Below are 22,068 nucleotides of genomic sequence, written 5' to 3'. Positions count from 1 at the left end.
CTGTGTCCGCAGCCGAGGATTCACACGATGTCGGGGGCGCCGACAAGTCGGCGTCTGGCCCCGCGTCGCGGTCGCGGGTGAGTGCGGTTCTGGTCAGCTTGACTCTCGCCCTGGTGATCGTCGCAGTGCTGTCGGCGTGCATCGGTCAAGTTCCGACATCGCCTCTCGAGGTTTTGGGCAGCATCCTGCACCGCATCGGGATCGATCTCGGTCCGATGCCCGCCCATCCCAGCGGTGAAGTGACTTTGTGGGAGGTTCGCTTCCCCCGCGTCGTGCTCGCCATCTGTGTCGGCGCGGCGCTGGGATGTTCCGGTGCGCTCCTGCAGGGTGTGTTCTCCAATCCACTCGCGGAGCCCGGGGTGATCGGAGTGTCCGCGGGCGCTGCAGTTGGCGCGAGCGCTGTCATCGTCGTCGGCGGCACGTTCGTGGCCGGCTGGGCCGTTGCTGCGGCAGCGTTCGTCGCCGGGCTGTTCACCACCGCGGCGGTCTACCTGCTTGCGCGCCACGAAGGCCGAACCGAAGTAGTGACATTGGTGCTGACCGGCGTCGCGATCAATGCGTTCGCCGGCGGACTCATCGCGTTCTTCACCTTCGTCGCCAGCCCGTCCGCTCGCGATCAGATCGTGTTCTGGCAACTCGGCTCACTCAACGGAGCGTCGTGGAATGCCGTCATGATCGTGGCGCCGATGACCGTTGTCGGAATTGCCGCGACGGTCATGATCGCTCCGCGTCTGGACCTTCTCGCACTCGGTGAACATGCAGCTCGTCACCTGGGTGTCAACGTCGAACGGCTGCGCCAGTTCGCGGTTCTGATCGTCGCTCTCCTGGTCTCGGCGAGTGTTGCCTTCACCGGCATCATCCTCTTCGTCGGACTGGTCGTTCCGCACCTGATGCGCATTCTTGTCGGCCCCGGCCACCGCGCGCTGATTCCGGCGAGCGCCCTTGCCGGCGCACTGGTTCTGCTTGTCGCAGATCTCGGCTCGCGGTCGCTGATCGACAACGCAGACCTGCCCCTCGGAATGCTGACCGCTCTGGTTGGCGGCCCCTTCTTCTTCTGGCTTCTCCGACGAACACGCGCGCAACAGGGCGGGTGGGCATGAGCAGCCTCGTAAGAAACTGGCGCGAACTGTTCGGCCGCGTCACCCCCGAACCGGAAAGCCCTGGCGTCGGTGATGTCACCCTCGAAGCGCGCGACATCACCGTCGAACGCGGTGGTCGACACATTCTCGAAGGCGTATCCATCGAAGTCCGGGCAGGCGAGCTCGTCGTCCTCGTCGGACCGAACGGCGCCGGTAAGTCGACTCTTCTTGCGGCGTTGGCCGGTGATCAGCCCGTCATCGCTGGGCGGGTGGACGTCGAAGGCACCGACCTCACTCAGTGGGCGCCGATCGACATGGCGCGCCGACGCGCGGTTCTCCCCCAGAAACACACGATCGGATTTTCGTTCAGCGCTCGCCAGGTCGTTCGCATGGGACGTGCGCCATGGGCCGGAACGCGCCGAGAAGACCGCGACGGCGCTGCTATCACCGCGGCGATGAAGACCTGCGATGTCGAGGGGTTCGCCAATCGGCCGTTCGCCGTGCTGTCCGGTGGCGAGCAGGCGCGGGTCGCTCTTGCCCGGGTACTGGCACAGGAAACGTCGACCATCCTGCTGGACGAGCCGACTGCAGCACTCGATCTCGGACACCAGGAAGCGGTGATGTCCGTGGCGCGCGCTCGCGCTGCGGACGGCGATGCCGTCGTCGTCGTTTTGCACGATCTCGCGTTGGCAGCGGCGTATGCCGACCGAATCGTCGTACTCGAGAATGGACGCATCGCCGCCGACGGTCCCCCGGAATCGGTGCTACACGAAGAGCTTCTGACCCGCGTCTACGGTTATCCGGTCGAGGTGTTCCCGCATCCGACAACCGGAGCAACGCTGGTTATCCCGCGCCGAGAATTCACCGAACAGAATCGATGATCGATCCCAGCCTGTTCAGGACTGCTCTCACCGTCGGCAGGCTGCGACCCTCGCCCTGACGAACGCCGTCACCGACGTCCGGATGTGACCAATCAGTCTCGGTCGAGAGAACTGCGTCGCGCACCACACCGGCGATGCTTCGCTCGTCGGTCAGATCGATGTCGGTGACCGATCGCTCCGCCGTGGCGACAACGTCCGAAGGGGTCGGCACACTGTGCTCGCAGTATTCGCCGTATACCTCGACGAACAGCACGCTCTTGCGTACGCGGAACGCGAAAGTTCGACCGTCGGACCTGCCGAAACCGTGTGCATGAGCGCCGACGGTAAGGTCCTCGATCTCGAAGCCCGGCCGCGCCGGTTCGGGCGGCTGTGCGCCGGAATCGGTGGGTTCTGTGGGAATCACAATGATCTCCTCGGTGATTGCAGCGTCAACCGCAACCGCTGTTCGTACGGTATCGCGTCAAGGGTGTGAGCGGAATGGTCGGTAGTTCCTCGACGCGATGAACGGCGCCCGACTGCGATCAGGGATGATCGATGACAGTCGCACTGCGTGAAGAACAGATGACAAGAAAAAGAGGAACTACACATGGCTCGCCTAGGGATCCGCACCACTGCAGCAGCAATGGGGGCGGCGGTTCTGCTGGTCACAGGATGTTCTTCCGGAGATGGCGGAGACGACCTCATCACGATCGATCCCGCTACGGCAGCGGTCTCACCGGCCACCACCAGCACCCCGGACGGCGTGGTTCACCCGTATTCAGGTCTGATCGATTCCATCACATTCGACCCGATCACGCGCAGCGCTGTTCTGGTTGCCAACGACCCACGATCGGTGCTGGTCGTTCCTTCGGACAGTTTGGCCGGCGCCGACCCCGCCTCCGCAGGTCGTCCGATAGCTCTGGATTCAGACGTACGCGACGTTTCGATCGGCTCCGACGGTAGCGCTCTGCTGGCGATGGATCGCCAGGTAGTGAAGCTGAATCTGACATCGGGCGAACAGACGTCCATACCGGTCGACGGCCAGGCGAACTCCGCGGTCGAGCTGACCGACGGCCGCATCGCGATCGGCACGGACAATGGTTCAGTTCACATCGTCGACCCGAAGACCGATCAGTCACAGACGGTTTCGGGGTTTGCATCCGTCGACGAACTTGCGGTGACCGGCGACAACCTGAGCGCCCTCGATCACCGTCAGACCTCGCTGACGGCGATCAATCTCGAAGACGGCAAACTCGGCGTCGCTCTTCGCGCCGGTGAGGGCGCAACTCATCTGGCCACCGATCGCTTCGGACGCATCCTTGTCACCGACACCACCGGCAACGAACTGCTCGTCTTCACGGCCGATCCGCTCCTGATGCACCAGCGCTACCCCGTCGGCGAATCGCCTTACGCCGTCGCCTACGACGAGACCGCGGACCGGGTGTGGGTGACACTGACGGCGACCAACGAAGTGGTCGGCTTCGATCTGTCGTCCGGCATCCCCGTGGAGACCGGGCGGTTCAAGACGGTGCGACAGCCGAATTCGTTGGCCGTAGACTCTTCCAACGGCAATCTGATCGTCGGATCGGCAACCGGTGACGGGCTGCAGGTCATCCCGTCACGGGAGAACTGATGGAAAAGCGTACGCGCGGGATCCCCGCGCAGTGGGAGACGTCGGACGACAAGTTCGACTACGTGCCGCTCCGGCTACCGCCGAACGTTTCGCGGGTCACGGCGTCGATGCGCCTGGCGATCTCGGCCGAGTTCGGCGGGTGGGAACTCTCCCGAGTCCGTCTCTACCCCGACGGCAGTCGTCGCGTGCTGCTCAAGCGAAAGAAGACGCCGCTGCACGTGACCGATCCGGACGGCATTCAGCACTGATCGTTCAACAGACGACCAGAACCCGCCGCCATCGAAACCGCTGACAAAATCACACCATCGAAGAGCTGGAGAATCGTGTACCAACTGCTGCTGAGCCTGATGTTCCGAGTCCCACCGGAACGCATCCACCACATTGCCTTCACCGCGATGAAACTGGTGACACGGTTCGCTCCCCTTCGCTGGCTGGTCGCAAAAGTCCTTGTCGTCGACGACCCGGTTCTGCGCAGTCAGGCTTTCGGTCTGACGTTCCCGGCACCTCTCGGTCTGGCCGCAGGATTCGACAAGGACGCCACCGGAGTCGACGCCTGGGGCCCGTTGGGCTTCGGTTTCGCCGAGGTCGGAACAGTGACAGCCCAAGCTCAGCCCGGTAATCCCGCGCCACGTCTCTTCCGACTTCCGGCCGACCGCGCTCTGATCAACCGAATGGGCTTCAACAACCACGGCGCTGGTCACGCGGCGAATTTCCTGCGACAGCGTCGCGTCACGGTGCCGATCGGTGCCAACATCGGCAAGACCAAGATCGTCGAAGCTGCCGACGCCGCTGCCGACTACACGGCCAGCGCCCAGCTTCTGGGTCCGCTGGCCGACTTCATGGTCGTGAATGTCAGCTCGCCGAACACACCCGGACTCCGTGATCTGCAGGCCGTCGAATCTCTGCGCCCGATCCTGCAGGCCGTGCTCGACACCGTCAGCGTGCCGGTACTGGTGAAGATCGCGCCCGATCTCTCGGACGAGGACGTCGACGCTGTCGCCGATCTGGCAGTCGAGCTCGGGCTTGCCGGAATCGTCGCGACCAACACCACGATCCGCCGCGACGGTTTGAAGACCCCGGATGCCGAGGTAGCTGCACTCGGCGCTGGCGGGCTGTCCGGTGCACCGGTTGCCGACCGCTCGCTCGAGGTGCTCCGGCGCCTGTACGCCCGCATCGGCGACAAGCTGACCATCATCTCGGTCGGCGGTATCGAGACAGCCGACCAGGCGTGGGAACGCATCCTCGCCGGCGCGACGCTGGTGCAGGGGTACACCGGCTTCATCTACGGCGGACCGTTCTGGGCTCGCAGCATCCACAAGGGCATAGCCAAGCGGGTCCGCGCAGCCGGTTTCTCGTCAATTGCCCAGGCTGTGGGAGCTGAGAACCCTCGCTAGAAACTGCTGTGCGCCTTTATTAACCGCCCGCGGTTAATAAAGGCGCACAGCAAAGTGACTATTCGACCTCGAACGTCCCGGTCAGGGTTGCACGCGCAATCGCGTGATGGAACACGTTGAAACCGAGGAACGCCGGCGACGAGTCAGGGGTGACTCCGTCGAGCGTCTCCACGTCGAGGGCATGCACCGCCACGATGTAGCGATGCGGACCGTGCCCGGGAGGCGGGCCTGCGCCGATGAAACCGAACCCGCCACCGTCGTGGCGGAGGGTGACGGTTCCGGCGGGCAGGACATCGCTGTCCGCCGCGCCGGCACCGGCCGGGAGTTGGGTGACGGAAGCGGGGATGTTCGCCACGGCCCAGTGCCAGAATCCTGACGCCGTCGGTGCGTCCGGATCGAACACCGTCACCACGAAGCTCTTCGTCTCGGCCGGAAAGCCGGACCACGAGAGCTGCGGTGAGATGTCTTCGCCACCGGGAACTCCGAAGGCTCCACTGGCCTGAGCAAGCTTCAGCGGCTGGCCCGCAGTGATGTCGTCACTGGTCAGCTCGAAACTCGGCAACTTCGGCAATGGTTCGTACGGATCGTGCGCCATGCGAATCCTTTCTGTGACAAGAGAGCTCGATGTGCGTCGAGCTCACGGATCTATCTACGTGCTCGTCAGGAATTGAGCAGGAAATGTTCCAGAACACGTGTCCCGAACAGTAGTGCGTCCACCGGAACTCGCTCGTCGACGCCGTGGAACAGCGCACTGAAATCGAGCTCGGGCGGCAACTGCAACGGCGCGAAGCCGAAGCAGCGAATGCCCAGTTTCGCGAATGCCTTCGCGTCGGTTCCGCCGGAGAGCATGTACGGAACTGTGCGAGCCTCCGGATCATGGGCGAGGATCGCCTCGTTCATGGCGTCTACGAGGTGGCCGTCGAACGTTGTTTCGTACGAATCGAGCTTGGTGATCCACTCGCGGGTCACGTCGGGGCCGATCAGCTGGTCCACCGTGCGCTCGAATTCAGCCTGCCGTCCCGGCAGCACGCGGCAGTCGAAGACCGCCTCGGCAGTCTGCGGAATGACGTTCGCCTTGTATCCGGCCTTGAGCATCGTCGGGTTCGCCGTGTCACGGAACGTCGCCCCGATGATGTTGGCGATCGTCCCCAACTTCGCGAGAGTCCCGTCGATGTCAGGTGATCCCGGATCGAAGTCCAATCCGGTCTCTTCGCCGACGGCGGTGAGGAACTCGGCAACCGAATCCGAGATCACGATCGGGAACTGATGAGCAGCGAGTCTCGAGACCGCGCCGGCGAGTGTCGCGACTGCGTTGTCGTCGTGGAGGAAGGAGCCGTGCCCGGCGCGTCCCTTGGCCGTCAGACGCATCCAACCGAGGCCCTTTTCCGCAGTCTCCACGAGGTAGAGCCGTCGGTCGGTTCCGTCCGGCCGCGGAACCGTCAGCGAGAAACCGCCCACCTCACCGACGGCTTCGGTCACTCCCTCGAACAGATCCGGGCGGTGCTCGACCAGCCACTGGCATCCGTACTTTCCGCCAGCTTCCTCGTCCGCCACGAAGGCGAACACCAGATCACGCGGCGGTACGACGCCTTCCGCTTTGAACTGCCTGGCGAGGGCCAGGATCATCCCGACCATGTCCTTCATGTCCACGGCGCCGCGCCCCCAGACGTAACCGTCCTGGACGGTGCCGGCAAAGGGATGGACGCTCCAGTCGGCGGGCTCGGCCGGAACGACGTCGAGGTGACCGTGAAGCATCAATGCACCTCGACCCGACTCAGCTCCCTTCAAGCGAGCAAAGACGTTCCCGCGGCCGGGCGCACCGGACTCGACGTATTCCGTCTCGTAGCCGACTTCTTGAAGCTGCGCGGCAACCCACTCCGCGCACGCACGCTCACCCTTGGTGGTTTCGAGTTCTCCCGTGTTCGAGGTGTCGAAGCGGATGAGAGAACTGACCAGTTCGACTACTTCTGCTTCGGCTCTGCTCGGATTCGGATTATTCGGGGTTGTGGTCATTCCACTTTCCTACCATCGAATCAAACGACGCGGGCGACCGGAATGCCCCGCAACCTGGCGATTTGGGGCAGCTGACCTAATCGGATACTCTTTCCCAGCACCGAGAAATCGGGGCCGAGTCCGAGTGGCGGAATGGCAGACGCGCTAGCTTGAGGTGCTAGTGTCCTATTAACGGACGTGGGGGTTCAAGTCCCCCCTCGGACACTCTGTGTTGAGACAGACAGGAAAAGCTCCGGTTCATCGAACCGGAGCTTTTCTCGTAATTGGCGAAGTTCCCGCACCAGGGAACAGTCCGCGCGAGCGGCGATCGAGATGGAACAGAAGTTCGAAGTGGATACAGACACCAAGAAGTCGGATGCACTGCAGGCAGATTCGCTGGAAACAGCCGATTCAGAATCTGCTCGAGCCGAACTCACCGGCCTCGACCCCGCAGAACTCGAAATCTGCCTGAAGGTCCTTTCCGAAGCCGCCGAACTCGACGACGAGCATCCCGATTCGATCACCATGCAGCGCGCTGTCGGCCATCTGTTCAAGCGACTCAAGAAGAAGCGCCGCCTCGCCTCGCGCGCAGCCGTCAACGAAGCGGACCGCCAAGTAGTCGCCGCGACTGCCACAGGTTCACCCGATCGCATCGACGACGAGACCGCAGGCATTCCGATCAAGTCGAACACCGCCGGCGCTTCCGCCGGCACGCTCATCAAGGCGCGACCGTGCTACATCTGCAAGCAGCGCTACACCGCAGTCGACGCCTTCTACCACCAACTGTGCCCCGAGTGCGCTGCCACCAGCCGCAGCAAACGTGATGCGAGCACTGATCTCACCGGCCGACGCGCACTTCTGACCGGCGGCCGCGCGAAGATCGGTATGTACATCGCGCTGCGCCTGCTGCGTGACGGCGCACATCTGACCATCACGACGCGATTCCCCAACGACGCGATCCGCCGATTCAAGGCGATGGAAGACAGCAACGACTGGATTCACCGTCTGCGCATCGTCGGCATCGACCTCCGCGACCCCGCCCAGGTTGTTGCACTCGCGGATTCCGTTGCCGCACAAGGTCCGCTCGACATCCTCATCAACAACGCCGCGCAGACCGTCCGACGCTCCCCCGGTGCCTACGGCGCTCTGGTTGATGCCGAGTCCGGAGCACTGCCCGCCGGTGAACTCCCTGATGTCCTGACCTTCGGCAAGACGAGCGACGCCCACCCCGCGGCTCTGGCCGGATCGCTGTCGGACGTCGCAAGCATCACCTCCGGAAATCTGTCCGCCGACGCGGTCAGTTCACTCGCACTCGTCGCCAAGTCGGCTTCACCCGATCGCATCGAGCAAGGCATCGCCATCGACGCCGGCGGGCTGCTGCCGGACCTCGCGCACACCAACAGTTGGGTCCAGACCGTCGAAGAGGTCGATCCGATCGAGCTTCTCGAAGTCCAGCTCTGCAACTCGGTAGCGCCCTTCATCCTCGTTTCACGCCTACGCCCGTCGATGGCCGCGGCAGCTGCGCGACGCAAGTACGTCGTGAATGTCTCCGCCATGGAAGGCCAGTTCAGCCGCGCATACAAGGGCCCTGGCCACCCGCACACCAACATGGCCAAGGCAGCACTGAACATGCTGACCCGCACCAGCTCCAAGGAAATGCTCGACGACGGCATCCTCATGACCGCCGTCGACACCGGCTGGATCACCGACGAACGCCCGCACTTCACCAAGATGCGGTTGGCCGACGAAGGTTTCCACGCGCCGCTCGACCTTGTCGACGGTGCAGCCCGCGTCTACGACCCCATCGTTCAGGGCGAGTTGGGCGTCGACCTGCACGGCTGCTTCCTCAAGGATTACAAAACCTCGCCGTGGTGATGGGCGGCACCCCGTAGTGGTGACAGGCAGCACCTAGGCGCCCCGATGTGGCGATCTCGTCACCGCCAAACCCCCGTGTCGAGTAGCTCAATTCAGGTAGGGCACAGCATTGCAGGCGATAATGGACTGCGAACCTGCTCACCGACTCGGAGGAACCATGACGATCGCCGTCGTACACAAGGACAGCCCGGAAGGCCGCGCCGCAATCGTGGCCGCCGCACGGGAATCCGTGGGTCGAAGCGAGGAACTGCTGGTTCTGCACGTCCTGGACGATGTCAACATCGGGGACACGGCCGACACCGGAGACACCGAGGACGATCGAGCCGCTCTTCGCGGCGAGATTCAGTCAGCGCTCGACGCCGGTGGATTCTCGGAGACGAAGTGGGATCTGCGCACCACCGAGCACGACGGCGATCCGGTGACCGCGCTCGTGAACCTGGTCCACGGCGCGGGTGTCGATCTCCTGATCGTCGGAACACGCCGGATGTCCCCCATCGGCAAGTTCCTCCTCGAACGCCCGCTGCAGCGTCTCCTGCTCGAAGTGGAGGCTCCGATCCTCGTCGTCAAGGAACCCCTCCCTGCTGAGTGACCTCTGTCACATCACTTTCGAGTGCGCGTTTGTAGGCTGGCTCCATGACTGGAACCTCGCCCGCCCGAGAACTCGACATCATCGTCTACGGAGCGAGCGGCTTCGTCGGAAAGCTACTCGCCGACTACCTCGTCAAACATGCTCCCGAAGGCACGAAAATCGGCCTCGGTGGCCGCTCCCTCGAGAAGTTGGCAGCCACTCGCGCCGATCTGGGTACCGCCGCGGCCGATCTCCCCTTGATCATCGCCGACGCCGACGACGCCACCGCATTGAAGGCGCTCGCGCAGCGAACTCGGGTCGTCGCCACCACGGTCGGCCCGTACGCCAAGTACGGTCACACCCTTGTTCACGAATGCGCCTCCGCCGGAACTCATTACGTCGACCTCACCGGTGAGGTGCTGTTCCACCGCGAGAGCATCGACGCCAACCATGAACTGGCGGTCTCGACCGGCGCAAAGATCGTCCATTCCTGCGGATTCGATTCCATCCCTTCCGATCTCGGAGTTCACGTCCTCCACGAGAAGGTCACTGCCGACGGCGCCGGTGAGCTCACCGACACAACGCTGGTGGTCACGGCGCTGCGCGGCGGCGTGAGCGGTGGCACGATCGATTCGCTTCGCAATCAGATCGACGTGTCGAAAGACGATGCGCGCCTGCGGAAACTCGCGGCCTCGCCGTATTCATTGAGCCCCGATCGTGACCGGGAGCCCGACCTCGGACGACAGAGCGACGTGAGCGTGGTCGACGGCAAGAAGATCGATCCGTCGTTGAAGGGTTGGAAGGCACCGTTCGTGATGGCGTCGTACAACACACGAGTCGTCCGTCGCAGCAATGCGCTCCGAGAGTGGGCGTACGGCAAGAAGTTCAAGTACAGCGAGGTGATGAGCGTCGGCTCCTCGGTGGTGTCACCGGTAATCGCGGGCGGTGTCGCAGTCGGCCTCGGCGCGCTGGTCGCCGGACTCGCTCTACCTCCGACGCGTTTCCTTCTCGACAAGGTATTGCCTGCACCCGGCGAGGGCCCGAGCGAGAGCACCCAGAAGAAGGGGCACTTCACGCTCGATGTGTTCACCACGACCACGACCGGCGCTCGATACACCTCACGAGTGAAGGCGAAGGGCGACCCGGGATACAGCGCGACGGCGGTAATGCTCGGCGAATCTGCGTTGTCATTGGCGAAGGACCACAAGGATCTCCCCCCGGCCACCGGCGTTCTGACTCCAGCGACAGCGCTCGGCGACGTCCTGGTCGAGCGTCTACGCGCGGCTGGTTTCGAGATTTCCGCGCGCAAACTCTAGACAGAACGAATTTCACTTGATCGTTTCAGCTCTTCGCGCCCGATTATCGCAGCTCAGGGCGCGGACAGCGGTGGGAATACTCCCAGGTAACATTGATGTTGGTTCATGGCATCCATATGTGGTGCTCCGCTTTCGGAAAAGTGAGGCTATTCATGACTGAGCGCGTTCAGGTCGGCAGTCTTCAGGTTGCCAAGGTTCTCTACGACTTCGTGGTCGAGGAGGCTCTTCCCGGCACCGGTGTAGACGCCGAGACGTTCTGGGCCGGCGCCGACAAGGTCATCACCGAGCTCGCACCGAAGAACCGCGATTTGCTTGCCAAGCGTGACGATCTGCAGGCTCAGATCGATCAGTGGCATCGCGATCATGCCGGCGCTCCCATCGACGCTGCCGCATACAAGGCGTTCCTGCAGGAGATCGGCTACCTCTTGCCGACGCCTGCCGAGTTCTCGGTCACCACCGCGAACGTCGACACAGAGATCACCTCGACGGCCGGCCCGCAGTTGGTCGTGCCGATCCTCAACGCGCGCTTCGCTCTCAACGCGTCCAACGCCCGCTGGGGTTCGTTGTACGACGCGCTGTACGGCACCAACGCCATCTCGGAGGAGAACGGCGCCGAGAAGGGTTCCGGCTACAACAAGGTCCGAGGCGACAAGGTCATCGCCTGGGCGCGTGAATTCCTCGACGCGGCAGCACCTCTCGCGTCGGGGTCGCATGCAGATTCGACCAAGTACGTGATCGACGGCAGTGAACTGAAGATCACGTTGGCAGACGGTACGGTCACCACCCTCGCGCAGCCGGAGAAGTTCGTCGGCTACCTCGGCGAGAAGGACGCACCGACGAGCATCCTGCTGCTCAACAACGGATTGCACGCCGAGATCCAGATCGATGCGTCTTCCCCGATCGGCAGCACCGACGCCGCCGGTGTCAAGGACGTCGTTCTCGAATCGGCCGTCACCACGATCATGGACTTCGAGGACTCGGTCGCCGCTGTCGACGCCGACGACAAGGTTGTCGGTTACCGGAACTGGTTGGGCCTCAATCGCGGTGATCTGTCCGAGGAGATCAAGAAGGGCGCCAAGTCCTTCACTCGTACGCTCAACGGCGACCGTAAGTACACCGCCGTCGACGGCAGCGAACTCAGCCTGCACGGTCGTTCGCTCCTGTTCGTCCGCAACGTCGGTCACCTCATGACCAACCCCGCGATCCTCGATGCCGACGGCAACGAGGTCCCCGAGGGCATTCTCGACGCTTTGATCACCAGCACCTGTGCAGTGCACGGCCTCTCGATCAGTGACGCCAACGGCCCGCTCGACAACAGCCGCACCGGCTCGATCTACATCGTCAAGCCCAAGCAGCACGGTCCCGAGGAAGTTGCCTTCACCACCGAACTGTTCGGCCGCGTCGAGCAGGTCCTCGGGCTTCCCGAGAACACGCTCAAGGTCGGCATCATGGACGAGGAGCGTCGCACGACAGTCAACCTCGCTGCCTGCATCAAGGAAGCAGTCGACCGCGTCGTGTTCATCAACACCGGCTTCCTCGACCGCACCGGCGACGAGATCCACACCTCCATGGAAGCCGGCGCGATGGTGCGCAAGGCCGAGATGAAGAAGCAGAAGTGGATCGGTGCGTACGAGGACTGGAACGTCGACACCGGACTGGCCTGCGGCCTGCAGGGCAAGGCGCAGATCGGCAAGGGCATGTGGGCCATGACCGAGCTGATGGCAGACATGCTCGAGCAGAAGATCGGCCACCCCAAGGCCGGCGCCAACACCGCGTGGGTTCCTTCGCCGACCGGCGCAACGCTGCACGCGACGCACTACCACCGCGTCGACGTGTTCGCTGTTCAGGACAGCCTGAAGGGCAAGCCGCGTGCGAGCGTCGACGACATCCTGACCATCCCGCTCGCTCCCAGCACCGACTGGACGGACGCGGAGAAGAAGGAAGAGCTCGACAACAACTGCCAGTCCATCCTCGGCTACGTCGTCCGCTGGATCGACGCGGGTGTCGGCTGCTCCAAGGTTCCCGACATCCACGATGTCGCGCTCATGGAGGACCGCGCCACCCTGCGCATCTCGAGCCAGCTGCTCGCCAACTGGCTGCGTCACGGCATCGTCAGCGAGAGCGACGTTGTCAGTGCACTCGAGCGCATGGCCCCGGTTGTCGACCGTCAGAACGAGGGCGACGCCGAGTACCGCAACATGGCACCTGATTTCGATTCCAACATCGCGTTCCAGGCTGCCAAGGAACTCATCCTCGAAGGCGCGAAGCAGCCCAGCGGATACACGGAGCCGATCCTGCATCGCCGCCGCCGCGAGTACAAGGCTGCCAACGCCTGATTTCACCTTCTTCGAACTCGAAGCTGAACCCGAACAGCCTCGGCACCGCTACCGGTGTCGAGGCTGTTCGCGTAGGCCCCGAAGATTCGTCACTAGACTGGCCGAGGACACAGTCCGTTCAGCAGACATTCTTCGAGTGACCAAGGTAGGGCAAGGTACGTGGGCGAACATCGCGGCGGGTCAGGCGCCAGAGGTATCAGCAAGGGGCCGATTCTCGTCGTCGTGCTGATCGTCTTGATCGTTGCAGGCCTCTTCGGGTGGAAGGCCCTCAGCAACCGGATCGACGATCAGGGCCAGCAGGCAGCAGGTACGTGCGTCGAAGGCAACAAGACACTCGACGTCACCGCGGATCCGTCCATCGCCCCACAGATCGAGGAACTGGCCAAGCGGTACACCCAGACCTCTCCGGTCGTGCGCGATCACTGCATCACCGTCGTGGTGCACGGTGCGCCGTCCGCGTCGGTCTCGACGGCACTCGAAGCCGGTCCGGCGGCATCCTGGGACGACGCAGCATTGGGACCGCGTCCCTCCCTGTGGATCCCGACGAGCTCGTTCGAACTCGCGCCGCTGGCGGGCAAGGCCGTGATCAACGGTGATCCTCGCTCGCTCGCGAGTTCCCCGATCGTTCTGGCAACCGGCCCCGAGACCGCGGCAGCATTGGCCGGCGCAGCATCGAGTTGGAAGTCATTGCCTTCCGATCTGACGGTCGCCCTGCCGGTCGGAAGTACCGAAACCTCGATGGCCGCACAGGCAATCGCTGCCGACGTCGCCGATGCGGGTGCCGGTCCGGTCACGACGGATCAGGCGAAGTCCGCGCAGGTCAACGCTGCGCTCAGTGCGCGGGCATTGCAGTTCCAATCCTTGCCGACTCCCCCGACGTCCACCGCCGAAGCCCTCGGAGCACTGAGCGCCGGAACACCGGATTCGGTGAAAGCCGTTCCGGCCACGGAACAGTCGATAGCGCAGAGCGCGAACGCGGCGATGACGACGTACTCCCCCGCCGGCGCAACGCCAGTCGCGGACTATCCGGCGGTCATCGTCTCGGGCAGCGGGATCGACGAAACCGCCTCGCGCGCAGCGGCGCAGTTTGCCGATTTCATGCGTGAGCCGAATCAGTCACAGTTGTTCGTCGGCGCCGGTTTCCGGGTCGAGGGTCAAGATCTTCCCGATCTCGGTGCGGTGTCTCCGGCCAAGATCTCGTCCACGTTGAAACCGGCTTCGGCCGAAACCGCAGCTGCGCTCGGTGACATCGTCGCCAATCCGGTCTCTCCGCGTAGTGCCACCATCCTGATGGACACGTCGGCGTCGATGGGTACCGACGACGGTGGCACTACCCGCTTGGCGAACGTTGCCGCGGCAGTGAACACGCAATTGGGTCGCAGCCCTGACGCTTCGGACATCGGCCTTCGCGAGTTCAGCACGGGCACCGACGGAAAACCGTCCGAGCGCATCCTGGTTCCGGGCGGTTCACTGTCCGAGCCGAATCGGCGTGCCACCATCACCGATTTCCTCAACGGGCTTCGAGCCGGCGGAAAGACCTCCAAGTATCCGGCGCTTGCCAGTTCGTACAAAGCCGCGGTTGACGGTTTCGACGCGGGACGAGTCAACTCGGTGCTGCTGATCACCTCGAGTACACCTGACGAATCCACCACGACGCGAGCCGAACTGCTCAGCGCGATCGCCGCTGCGGGCAATCCGTCGCGTCCGGTACAGGTCGACGTGATCGTCGTCGGTGCGGGCGACGACGTCTCCACACTCCAAGACGTCTCGGATCGGACCGGCGGAACCTTGGTTCGCGTCGATTCGACGTCCGACCCCGCTCTCGCGGCCACAGTGACCAAGATGCTGTCCTGATGGGGCGCGTCGCGGTTTTTGCAGTCCTTCTCGCCCTTCTGACCTGGTTCCTGCACCGCCGACTCGTTCGCGCCACCGGCATCCCGAGGCGATGGGCTCGTCTTGCCGACACTGCGCTTGTCGTCTTGGCGGTCTCGACGCTCATCGGGGTCGGCAGCGGCGAAATCTTTCCGACGTCCTGGGCGCGACCGATCGGATTTCTCGGATGGGTCTGGCTGGCTTCGTGGCTGTACCTGATTCCCGGACTGCTCGTGATCGGCCTGTTTGCCGGGATCAGTCGACTACGTGCACGCCGCACGGATACCACGACCGAAGTCGACCCGGCCAAGCGTCGTACGTTGCAGTTGGCTACAGCAGCAGTCACTCTCGCGGCGATCGGCACCGCCGGCTACGGCGTCTACGAGGCGTCGGGCCCCAAGATTTCACGCGTCCGCGTGCCGCTCGCTCGCCTGCCCGAGGGCTTCAACGGATACCGGATCGCCTTGATCACCGACCTGCACGTGGGACCGGCCCGCGGGGTCGACTTCACCCGCAAGGTGGTCGAAATCGTCAACGCGCAGAATGTCGATCTGATCGCGATCGGCGGCGATCTCGTGGACGGCACCGTCGCAAAAGTTGCTCCCGATCTTGCTCCGCTCGCCGATCTTCAGGCGCCGGACGGAATCTTCGGAGTCAGCGGAAACCACGAGTTCTACGCGGACGACGGTGGCAAATGGCTCGACGTGTGGGAAACATTGGGGATCACCACACTTCGCAACAGTCGCGCCTCGATCCAGCATGACGGCGACACCATCGACATCGTGGGCATCCACGACTACACGTCGCCGGCCCCGTACGAGCCGAACCTTACTGCCGCGCTCGCAAGTCGCGATCCGAATACTTTCGCCTTGCTTCTCGCGCACGAACCGCGTCAGGCGATCGAGGCGTCCGAGATGGGTATCGATCTGCAGCTGTCCGGGCACACTCACGGCGGTCAGATGTGGCCGCTGAGGTATCTCGTTCCGCTGCAGCAGCCTTCGGTGCAAGGCTTGGACAAGGTCGGAAACACAGTGCTGTACACGACGCGTGGCGCCGGGGCTTGGGGCCCGCCGGTACGCGTCGGCGCACCGCCGGAGATCACCGTTCTCGAACTCGTACGCGAGAGGTGATGATCTCCGGCGGGCACACGCCTTAGTTGCCTGCGAACGCTTCGATCGGCGGGCACGAGCAGACCAGGTTGCGGTCGCCATGTGCACCGTCGATACGACGCACGGACGGCCACACCTTCGGGCGAGCCTTGCCTCGCGGGAAGACGGCGATCTCACGCGAGTACGGGTGATCCCACTGCGCTGCAATGCTTCCGGCAGTGTGGGGAGCACCGCGTAGCGGGTTGTCCTCCACCGTCCACTCGCCGGCGCCGACGCGATCGATTTCGCCGCGAATAGCGATCATCGCCTCGCAGAACTCGTCGATCTCTTCGAGGTTTTCGCTCTCGGTGGGCTCGACCATCAGTGTGCCGACCACGGGGAAGCTCATGGTCGGCGCATGGAAACCGTAGTCGGCCAGACGCTTTGCCACGTCGTCGACGGTGACGCCAGTGTCCTTGGTCAACCCACGGAGGTCGAGGATGCACTCGTGCGCGACCATGCCGTTCTCGCCGGTGTAGAGAACCGGGAAGTACTCGTCGAGTCGACGCGCGATGTAGTTGGCCGACGCGATGGCAGTCAGGCTGGCGCGGCGCAGGCCCTGAGCACCCATCATCCGGATGTAGGTCCAGGTGATGGGCAGGATGGACGCACTGCCGTACGGTGCTGCCGAGATCGTGCCTCTACCACCGAGTTCGGGGGCCATCGGGTGTCCGGGCAAGAACGGCGTCAGGTGCGAGCGCACACCGATCGGGCCGACGCCGGGTCCGCCGCCGCCGTGCGGGATGCAGAAGGTCTTGTGCAGATTCAGGTGGCTGACGTCGCCGCCGAATCGGCCCGGACGAGCAAGGCCGACAAGCGCATTGAGGTTGGCGCCGTCGACGTACACCTGGCCACCGGCGTCGTGTACCGCTGCGCAGATGTCGGAGATCTCGTGCTCGTAGACACCGTGGGTGGACGGGTAGGTGATCATGATCGCGGCGAGACGCTCGGCATGATCGGCGATCTTCGCGCGCAGATCGTCCACGTCGACGTCACCGTTGGGGCGGCACGCAACAACCTCGACGCGCATCCCGGCCATGACGGCAGACGCCGCGTTGGTGCCGTGAGCGCTCGACGGGATGAGGCAGGTGTCGCGGTGGTCGTCGCCCCGGCTGAGGTGGTAGTTGCGGATTGCGAGCAGGCCTGCGTACTCCCCCTGGCTGCCGGCGTTGGGCTGGAGGCTGACGTTGTCATAGCCGGTGACCGCGACCAGCCAGTCTTCGAGATGCTTGATGATCTTCAGCAGACCGGGTGCATCCGACGTGGGCGCGAACGGATGGATCGCGTTGAACGCCGGCCAGGTGATGGATTCCATCTCGGCGGTCGCATTGAGCTTCATGGTGCACGAGCCCAGCGGGATCATGCTGCGATCGAGGGCGATGTCCTTGTCGGAGAGCGCGCGCAGGTAGCGAAGCATTGCCGTTTCCGTACGGTAACGGGTGAAGGCTTCGTGCTGCAGGTAGTCGGACGTGCGCTCCTGAGCAGCCGGAACCGAGTTGCCCTCGGCTTCGATGGCGACAACAGCATCCTCGATACCGAACGCGTCGAGCACGGCAAGGACGTGGTCGGCGGTGGTGGCCTCGTCGCAGGAGATACCGACATGATCGGCATCGACCAAACGCAGGTTGATCCCGGATTCCTTGGCCGCAGCGACGACGTCGGCTGCCTTGCCCGGAACCTGAGCCAGGACGGTGTCGAAGAACGAATCGTGGACTACGGTCACGCCGCCCTCGCGCAGGCCGTTTGCCAACGCGTGTGCGCGGGCAGCGACGCGCAACGCAATCGCCTTGAGCCCCTCGGCGCCGTGGTAACTCGCGTACATCGCAGCGAGGATCGCGAGGAGCACCTGCGCGGTACAGATGTTGGATGTCGCCTTCTCACGGCGAATGTGCTGCTCACGTGTCTGCAGCGCGAGGCGGTATGCCTTGTCTCCGTCGGCGTCGATGGAGACGCCGACCAAACGGCCGGGCAGCTGACGCGCGTGCTTGGAGTGCACGGCCAGGTAACCGGCGTGCGGTCCGCCGTACCCCATGGGAACACCGAAGCGCTGGGTGGTGCCGAAGCACGCGTCCGCACCGAGTTCACCCGGCGAGGTGATGAGCGTCATCGCAAGAAGGTCGGCGCCGACGGCAACTAGCGCGCCGCGCTCGTGAGCTTCCGCGATGATCGAGGTGTAGTCCACGACGCGTCCCGAAGCGCCCGGGATCTGGGCGATGACACCGAAGAAATCGCCCTCGGGCAGTCCGGCAGTGAGATCTGCGGAGACGATCTCGATGCCGAGCGGCTCGGCGCGTGTCTCGATGACGGCGAGGGTCTGCGGATACAGGTCCGCGTCGACGACAAAGCGTGGGGACTTGCTGCGGTTCGCGCGGCGCAGGAGCGTCATGGCTTCGGCAGCGGCGGTGGCCTCGTCGAGCATCGACGAGTTGGCCAGTTCCATGCCGGAGAGATCGGCGACCATGGTCTGGAAGTTGAGGAGGGCTTCGAGGCGGCCCTGGCTGATCTCCGGCTGATACGGGGTGTACGCGGTGTACCAGGCCGGGTTCTCGATGATGTTGCGCAACAACACCGGCGGCGTCAACGTGTCGAAGTAGCCGAGGCCGATCATCGACGTCGCGACAGTGTTCTGGGCTGCGAGTGCAGTCAGTTCGGCAAGTGCCTCGTGCTCTCCAACCGGAAGCGGCAGAGCGTCGAGTCCGGCCGCGATGCCGTTCGGGGCAGCGTCGAGGATGACGGAGGGAACGGCCTTGGTTGCCAGTTCGTCGAGTGAATCGACACCGACGAGTTCGAGGATGCGCGCGATTTCCGCGGCGTTCGGACCGACATGGCGGTCGGCAAATATACGGCTTGCAGCGTCGATCACGACAACTCCCAGACAGATCGGAGGATCAGGACACACACCGAACTGCGGTGCGTTCCTCCCCCTCTGTCGCATGCTCGATTCCCGAGCGCCTGAGAGATTCGGTAGTGATCCGCCGATAGACGGAAGCCACAGCCTTTCCCCGTCGGCGGGTGGGTTGTCCCACCGCTTTCCAGAGGCGTCGGAGCCCGTACGGTCCTTGGTGCCTGAGAGATTGACGGGGAGGTATTGCTCCTTCGGCGCCCTGATCCCGCTCACGACTGGCCTTTGAGACAAAGACTGAAACAAAGACAAGTTCGGTGAATCGGTATCCGAGGCTCTCCCGTACGCCGGCGACGCAGGCCCAGTCTAGTTGACCGAAACGCCTACCTGCACCGTGGCATCCTCCAAAGAGATGTGACGTGCGTTATCCGGTTTTGCGGCTGGCGCGATTCTTGCGTCGCGAAGCCAACTCGTCTTCCGGGTTGGGATCGCTTTCGCCGCCGTCAGCCCGCTCGGCTGGGAAGTCGGCGATCGTTCCGGTGAGTTCACGCATCGCTCCACTGACGGCGATGCCGAATACGCCCTGACCACCCTGGAGGAGGTCGACGACCTCTTCGGGAGACGTGCATTCGTACACGGTGGTGCCGTCGGAGAACAGGGTGATGTTGGCAAGATCGCGGACGCCGCGCTTACGGAGGTGATCGACGGCAACGCGAATGTTCTGCAGTGAGATGCCGGTGTCGAGCAGACGCTTCACGATCTTCAGAACGAGGATGTCCTTGAAGGAGTACAGACGTTGGCTACCGGATCCGGCAGCGCCGCGGATTGACGGAACAACCAACGACGTCCGTGCCCAGTAGTCGAGTTGGCGGTACGTGATCCCGGCGATCTGGCACGCACTGGGTACTCGATATCCGACGAGGTCGTCGGGGATGGAATCGTCCGGGAACAGGCCTGGCTGCAGCTCTTCGGAAGACATTTCTGCAGTCGGCTCGGCACTATCGGCTATGCCCGTTCCGCGCTCATTCGACTGTTCTTCCACTGCCGTCTCCCTCTCGCTTCGCCATCATGTAACCAACCTGTGCTATCAGCAGTCACGAGAATCCCGTGCCGACCGAACTTTCAGATGTGAATCCAAGGCAGGTAATTCCATGAGTGGACTTACCCAGAGTACGCCTCGATCGACAAGGCGAGAAGATCTCCACCGCACGCAACGGTAAGACCACGAGGGTGCTCGGTCAACGCAACACGCCGACCGAGACTCAACCTCTACTTGAGAGTTGAAGACTAAAGCCTGATTACGGACAAACAGGACTAACCGTCAGTGGCTTTGAAGTCGTCCGGCGAGATGGTGTCAAGGAATTCCTTGAACTTCTCGACCTCGTCTTCACGCTCGTCGGGAATGACCAGACCGGCCTCGGCGAGAACAGCCTCCGACGCGAAGATCGGAACGCCGATGCGCAGGGCCAATGCAATCGAGTCCGACGGACGTGCCGAGACGGTGGTCTGCTCGTCGAAGACGAGATCCGCGTAGAAGGTGCCCTCTTGCAGGTCCACGATCCGCACTTCCTTGAGGCTCCGACCGAATGATTCGATCAAGATCTTGATCAGGTCGTGAGTCAGCGGTCGCGCCGGCTCGACTCCCTGTTGTTCGAGAACAATCGCGGTAGCTTCGGTTTGCCCGATCCAGATCGGCAGGTACCGATCGCCGTCGGACTCTCGCAGCAACAGGACCGGCTGATTCTGAGGCTGCTCGACACGAACTCCGATCACACGCATTTCGCCCATCGAGCTTGCCTCCAACCTGACGTGATCCAGCCGACCGACTCCGATGCGGTCGTACTGAAATTCTATTCGAGTGTGCCCCGCTGATCGAGGAACTCAGCGATCGAGACTTCCCCGAACCGCCGACTTGACCAGACATGTGTGCAATGTCAGCGACAGCGCAGCCAGTTCCCGGACCATTTCCTCGGCACGATCACGTGCTCCGGCGTCACGACCCTTGGCAACCGGTCCGGCGATCTGGGTCACGAGTCCCGCTTCACGATCAGCAGCCAACTTGAACGCCCGCAGATGACGAACCTCCAAGCCGTACTCGGACATCGCCTTCGCGGTGCGCGCCAGCGTCACGGCGTCCTCGTCGAAGAAGCCCGCTGCGCCGGGAACGACCAAACCGGTACGGATCAGATCGGTCAGAAACCGATCGTCGATGTCGGCGCGAGCGAGAAGGTCCTGACGACCGACTCGAACTTCGCGATCGACCCGGAAAGCCTCGGGTGAGACATCGCCCGTAGCGATCGACAGGACGCGAGCACGACGAGGCGCAGGAACTTCTGCACTCACCGTCGCTGCGCCGCTGTCGATCGCTTCGAGTTGTTCTTTGATCACTTTGAGCGGCAGGTACTGATCGCGTTGAGCGGTCAGCACGAAGCGAAGACGCTCGCAGTCCTCGACAGAGAATCTGCGGTATCCCGACGGTGTCCGTTGTGGGCTGATCAAGCCCTCGGACTCGAGGAAACGGATCTTCGAAATCGTCACGTCGGGAAAATCTGGACGCAACCGATCCAGCACGGAACCAATCGACATTCCGGGCTGGCTCTGCTGCCGCACTGCCGTCATTAGCTACCCGCACCTGCTGACGACTCGCCGACCTGCGAACCGCCGGCGCGAGGGCCGGTGAGGAACACCAGACGGAACTTGCCGATCTGAACCTCGTCACCGTTCGCGAGAACTGCCGAATCGACAGGCTCACGGTTGACGTAGGTGCCGTTGAGGCTTCCGACGTCGACGACGTGGAAATCTGCATCTTCCTGACGGAACTCGGCGTGACGACGGCTGACGGTCACGTCGTCGAGGAAGATGTCGCTGTCCGGGTGCCGACCTGCCGACGTCGTCGGCTGATCGAGCAAAAAGCGGGATCCTGCATTCGGTCCCCGCTTGACCACCAGAAGGGCGGCTCCGGCGGGAAGGCCTTCCACGCCCGAAACCGGCTGCTCGGCGGCCGGTGCTGCAGAGGAGGTGTTGTCGAGCTCATTGAGGAAGTCCGCACGGAAAACCGAAGTGGTCTCCGCCGGCGACTCCCCATAGCCCGCGTCGTTACCGTTCTCGCTCACTGTTTCTCCTCCTGGGTCAATCATCCAGATCATGAATCAC

Annotated in this window: 19 protein-coding genes, 1 tRNA gene and 1 riboswitch; of the genes, 12 read left to right on the top strand and 8 right to left on the bottom strand. The window is 63.5% G+C overall.

The features are described 5' to 3' along the window. Positions 1–2 precede the first annotated feature (2 nt). Together B0E55_RS28730 and B0E55_RS28725 are read left to right on the top strand one after the other, a co-directional pair. On the top strand, positions 3–1,100 hold the full coding sequence (locus B0E55_RS28730; RefSeq protein WP_021333494.1) for a FecCD family ABC transporter permease: 1,098 nt from the start codon (positions 3–5) through the stop codon (positions 1,098–1,100). Further along, entirely contained in the window at positions 1,097–1,960 is an 864-nt protein-coding gene (locus B0E55_RS28725; protein ID WP_080910962.1) for a heme ABC transporter ATP-binding protein, read from the top strand. The genes B0E55_RS28730 and B0E55_RS28725 overlap by 4 nt, the downstream gene beginning before the upstream one ends. Here B0E55_RS28725 and B0E55_RS28720 read toward each other — a convergent pair. Next, positions 1,941–2,363 (bottom strand): hypothetical protein, encoded by a 423-nt coding sequence (locus B0E55_RS28720; RefSeq protein WP_020969683.1) that lies wholly within the window; start codon positions 2,361–2,363, stop codon positions 1,941–1,943. The two genes, B0E55_RS28725 and B0E55_RS28720, sit on opposite strands and share 20 nt — an antisense overlap. A 183-nt stretch (positions 2,364–2,546) precedes the next feature. Here B0E55_RS28720 and B0E55_RS28715 point away from each other — a divergent pair, with 183 nt between their 5' ends. From B0E55_RS28715 to B0E55_RS28705, 3 genes are all read left to right on the top strand, one after another. Next, complete coding sequence (locus B0E55_RS28715) at positions 2,547–3,572, top strand: hypothetical protein (protein WP_019748546.1); 1,026 nt, start codon at positions 2,547–2,549, stop codon at positions 3,570–3,572. Beyond that, entirely contained in the window at positions 3,572–3,820 is a 249-nt protein-coding gene (locus B0E55_RS28710; RefSeq protein WP_003946171.1) for a DUF5703 family protein, read from the top strand. Before B0E55_RS28715 ends, B0E55_RS28710 begins: the two co-directional genes overlap by 1 nt. 75 nt (positions 3,821–3,895) lie before the next feature. Beyond that, on the top strand, positions 3,896–4,966 hold the full coding sequence (locus B0E55_RS28705; RefSeq protein ID WP_080910956.1) for a quinone-dependent dihydroorotate dehydrogenase: 1,071 nt from the start codon (positions 3,896–3,898) through the stop codon (positions 4,964–4,966). A gap of 58 nt (positions 4,967–5,024) precedes the next feature. Here the strand turns inward: B0E55_RS28705 and B0E55_RS28700 are convergent, their stop codons facing one another. Together B0E55_RS28700 and B0E55_RS28695 are read right to left on the bottom strand one after the other, a co-directional pair. Beyond that, positions 5,025–5,561 carry a YbhB/YbcL family Raf kinase inhibitor-like protein gene (locus B0E55_RS28700; protein WP_029255410.1) on the bottom strand — a complete coding sequence of 179 codons (537 nt, stop codon included), beginning with the start codon at positions 5,559–5,561 and terminating at the stop codon, positions 5,025–5,027. A 65-nt stretch (positions 5,562–5,626) separates the two neighbouring features. Then, entirely contained in the window at positions 5,627–6,979 is a 1,353-nt protein-coding gene (locus tag B0E55_RS28695; RefSeq protein ID WP_003946170.1) for a M20/M25/M40 family metallo-hydrolase, read from the bottom strand. Positions 6,980–7,097: 118 nt separating this feature from the next. On the opposite strand from B0E55_RS28695, the gene B0E55_RS28690 reads away from it, so the two are divergent. From B0E55_RS28690 to B0E55_RS28660, 7 genes are all read left to right on the top strand, one after another. Continuing rightward, positions 7,098–7,183, top strand: a tRNA-Leu gene (locus tag B0E55_RS28690). A 108-nt stretch (positions 7,184–7,291) separates the two neighbouring features. Next, complete coding sequence (locus B0E55_RS28685; protein WP_080910955.1) at positions 7,292–8,833, top strand: SDR family NAD(P)-dependent oxidoreductase; 1,542 nt, start codon at positions 7,292–7,294, stop codon at positions 8,831–8,833. A 157-nt stretch (positions 8,834–8,990) separates the two neighbouring features. After that, the gene (locus tag B0E55_RS28680) at positions 8,991–9,422 is read left to right on the top strand and encodes a universal stress protein (RefSeq protein ID WP_020723653.1); all 432 of its coding nucleotides are present in this window, start codon (positions 8,991–8,993) and stop codon (positions 9,420–9,422) included. Positions 9,423–9,466: 44 nt separating this feature from the next. After that, positions 9,467–10,717 carry a saccharopine dehydrogenase family protein gene (locus B0E55_RS28675; protein ID WP_021333498.1) on the top strand — a complete coding sequence of 417 codons (1,251 nt, stop codon included), beginning with the start codon at positions 9,467–9,469 and terminating at the stop codon, positions 10,715–10,717. Positions 10,718–10,869: 152 nt separating this feature from the next. Continuing rightward, positions 10,870–13,053, top strand: coding sequence for a malate synthase G (locus B0E55_RS28670; RefSeq protein WP_019748551.1), 2,184 nt, complete (start codon positions 10,870–10,872; stop codon positions 13,051–13,053). 159 nt (positions 13,054–13,212) lie between these two features. After that, entirely contained in the window at positions 13,213–14,907 is a 1,695-nt protein-coding gene (locus tag B0E55_RS28665) for a VWA domain-containing protein (protein ID WP_080910954.1), read from the top strand. Continuing rightward, positions 14,907–16,055 (top strand): metallophosphoesterase, encoded by a 1,149-nt coding sequence (locus B0E55_RS28660; RefSeq protein ID WP_080910953.1) that lies wholly within the window; start codon positions 14,907–14,909, stop codon positions 16,053–16,055. Before B0E55_RS28665 ends, B0E55_RS28660 begins: the two co-directional genes overlap by 1 nt. Positions 16,056–16,077: 22 nt before the next feature. Here the strand turns inward: B0E55_RS28660 and gcvP are convergent, their stop codons facing one another. From gcvP to garA, 5 genes are all read right to left on the bottom strand, one after another. Next, complete coding sequence (gene gcvP, locus B0E55_RS28655) at positions 16,078–18,936, bottom strand: aminomethyl-transferring glycine dehydrogenase (protein ID WP_080910952.1); 2,859 nt, start codon at positions 18,934–18,936, stop codon at positions 16,078–16,080. A 53-nt stretch (positions 18,937–18,989) separates the two neighbouring features. Then, a riboswitch (glycine riboswitch) is annotated at positions 18,990–19,119 on the bottom strand. A 220-nt stretch (positions 19,120–19,339) separates the two neighbouring features. After that, the gene (locus B0E55_RS28650; protein WP_021344354.1) at positions 19,340–19,894 is read right to left on the bottom strand and encodes a MerR family transcriptional regulator; all 555 of its coding nucleotides are present in this window, start codon (positions 19,892–19,894) and stop codon (positions 19,340–19,342) included. 335 nt (positions 19,895–20,229) lie between these two features. Further along, complete coding sequence (locus B0E55_RS28645; protein ID WP_003946194.1) at positions 20,230–20,703, bottom strand: bifunctional nuclease family protein; 474 nt, start codon at positions 20,701–20,703, stop codon at positions 20,230–20,232. 93 nt (positions 20,704–20,796) lie between these two features. Beyond that, positions 20,797–21,534: a transcriptional regulator FtsR gene (gene ftsR / locus B0E55_RS28640; protein ID WP_003946161.1), complete on the bottom strand. Its 738-nt coding sequence runs from the start codon at positions 21,532–21,534 to the stop codon at positions 20,797–20,799. Continuing rightward, positions 21,534–22,028, bottom strand: a complete 495-nt coding sequence (gene garA / locus B0E55_RS28635) for a glycogen accumulation regulator GarA (protein WP_003946166.1) — start codon at positions 22,026–22,028, stop codon at positions 21,534–21,536. Before garA ends, ftsR begins: the two co-directional genes overlap by 1 nt. Positions 22,029–22,068 lie beyond the last annotated feature (40 nt).

The organism is Rhodococcus sp. 66b, assembly GCF_002076325.1.
Taxonomy (GTDB): domain Bacteria; phylum Actinomycetota; class Actinomycetes; order Mycobacteriales; family Mycobacteriaceae; genus Rhodococcus_F; species Rhodococcus_F erythropolis.
The sequence above is the reverse complement of the archived record's forward strand: the minus strand, read 5'-3'. Positions and strand labels throughout refer to the sequence as shown.

What these genes read in the sequence shown, in the direction of transcription:
- B0E55_RS28725 (WP_080910962.1), top strand. Translation starts at nt 1,097, where the DNA reads ATGAGCAGCCTCGTAAGAAACTGGCGCGAACTGTTCGGCCGCGTCACC.
- B0E55_RS28715 (WP_019748546.1), top strand. Translation starts at nt 2,547, where the DNA reads ATGGCTCGCCTAGGGATCCGCACCACTGCAGCAGCAATGGGGGCGGCG.
- B0E55_RS28710 (WP_003946171.1), top strand. Translation starts at nt 3,572, where the DNA reads ATGGAAAAGCGTACGCGCGGGATCCCCGCGCAGTGGGAGACGTCGGAC.
- B0E55_RS28700 (WP_029255410.1), bottom strand. Translation starts at nt 5,561, where the DNA reads ATGGCGCACGATCCGTACGAACCATTGCCGAAGTTGCCGAGTTTCGAG.
- B0E55_RS28695 (WP_003946170.1), bottom strand. Translation starts at nt 6,979, where the DNA reads ATGACCACAACCCCGAATAATCCGAATCCGAGCAGAGCCGAAGCAGAA.
- B0E55_RS28685 (WP_080910955.1), top strand. Translation starts at nt 7,292, where the DNA reads ATGGAACAGAAGTTCGAAGTGGATACAGACACCAAGAAGTCGGATGCA.
- B0E55_RS28680 (WP_020723653.1), top strand. Translation starts at nt 8,991, where the DNA reads ATGACGATCGCCGTCGTACACAAGGACAGCCCGGAAGGCCGCGCCGCA.
- B0E55_RS28675 (WP_021333498.1), top strand. Translation starts at nt 9,467, where the DNA reads ATGACTGGAACCTCGCCCGCCCGAGAACTCGACATCATCGTCTACGGA.
- B0E55_RS28670 (WP_019748551.1), top strand. Translation starts at nt 10,870, where the DNA reads ATGACTGAGCGCGTTCAGGTCGGCAGTCTTCAGGTTGCCAAGGTTCTC.
- B0E55_RS28660 (WP_080910953.1), top strand. Translation starts at nt 14,907, where the DNA reads ATGGGGCGCGTCGCGGTTTTTGCAGTCCTTCTCGCCCTTCTGACCTGG.
- B0E55_RS28650 (WP_021344354.1), bottom strand. Translation starts at nt 19,894, where the DNA reads ATGTCTTCCGAAGAGCTGCAGCCAGGCCTGTTCCCGGACGATTCCATC.
- B0E55_RS28645 (WP_003946194.1), bottom strand. Translation starts at nt 20,703, where the DNA reads ATGGGCGAAATGCGTGTGATCGGAGTTCGTGTCGAGCAGCCTCAGAAT.
- ftsR (WP_003946161.1), bottom strand. Translation starts at nt 21,534, where the DNA reads ATGACGGCAGTGCGGCAGCAGAGCCAGCCCGGAATGTCGATTGGTTCC.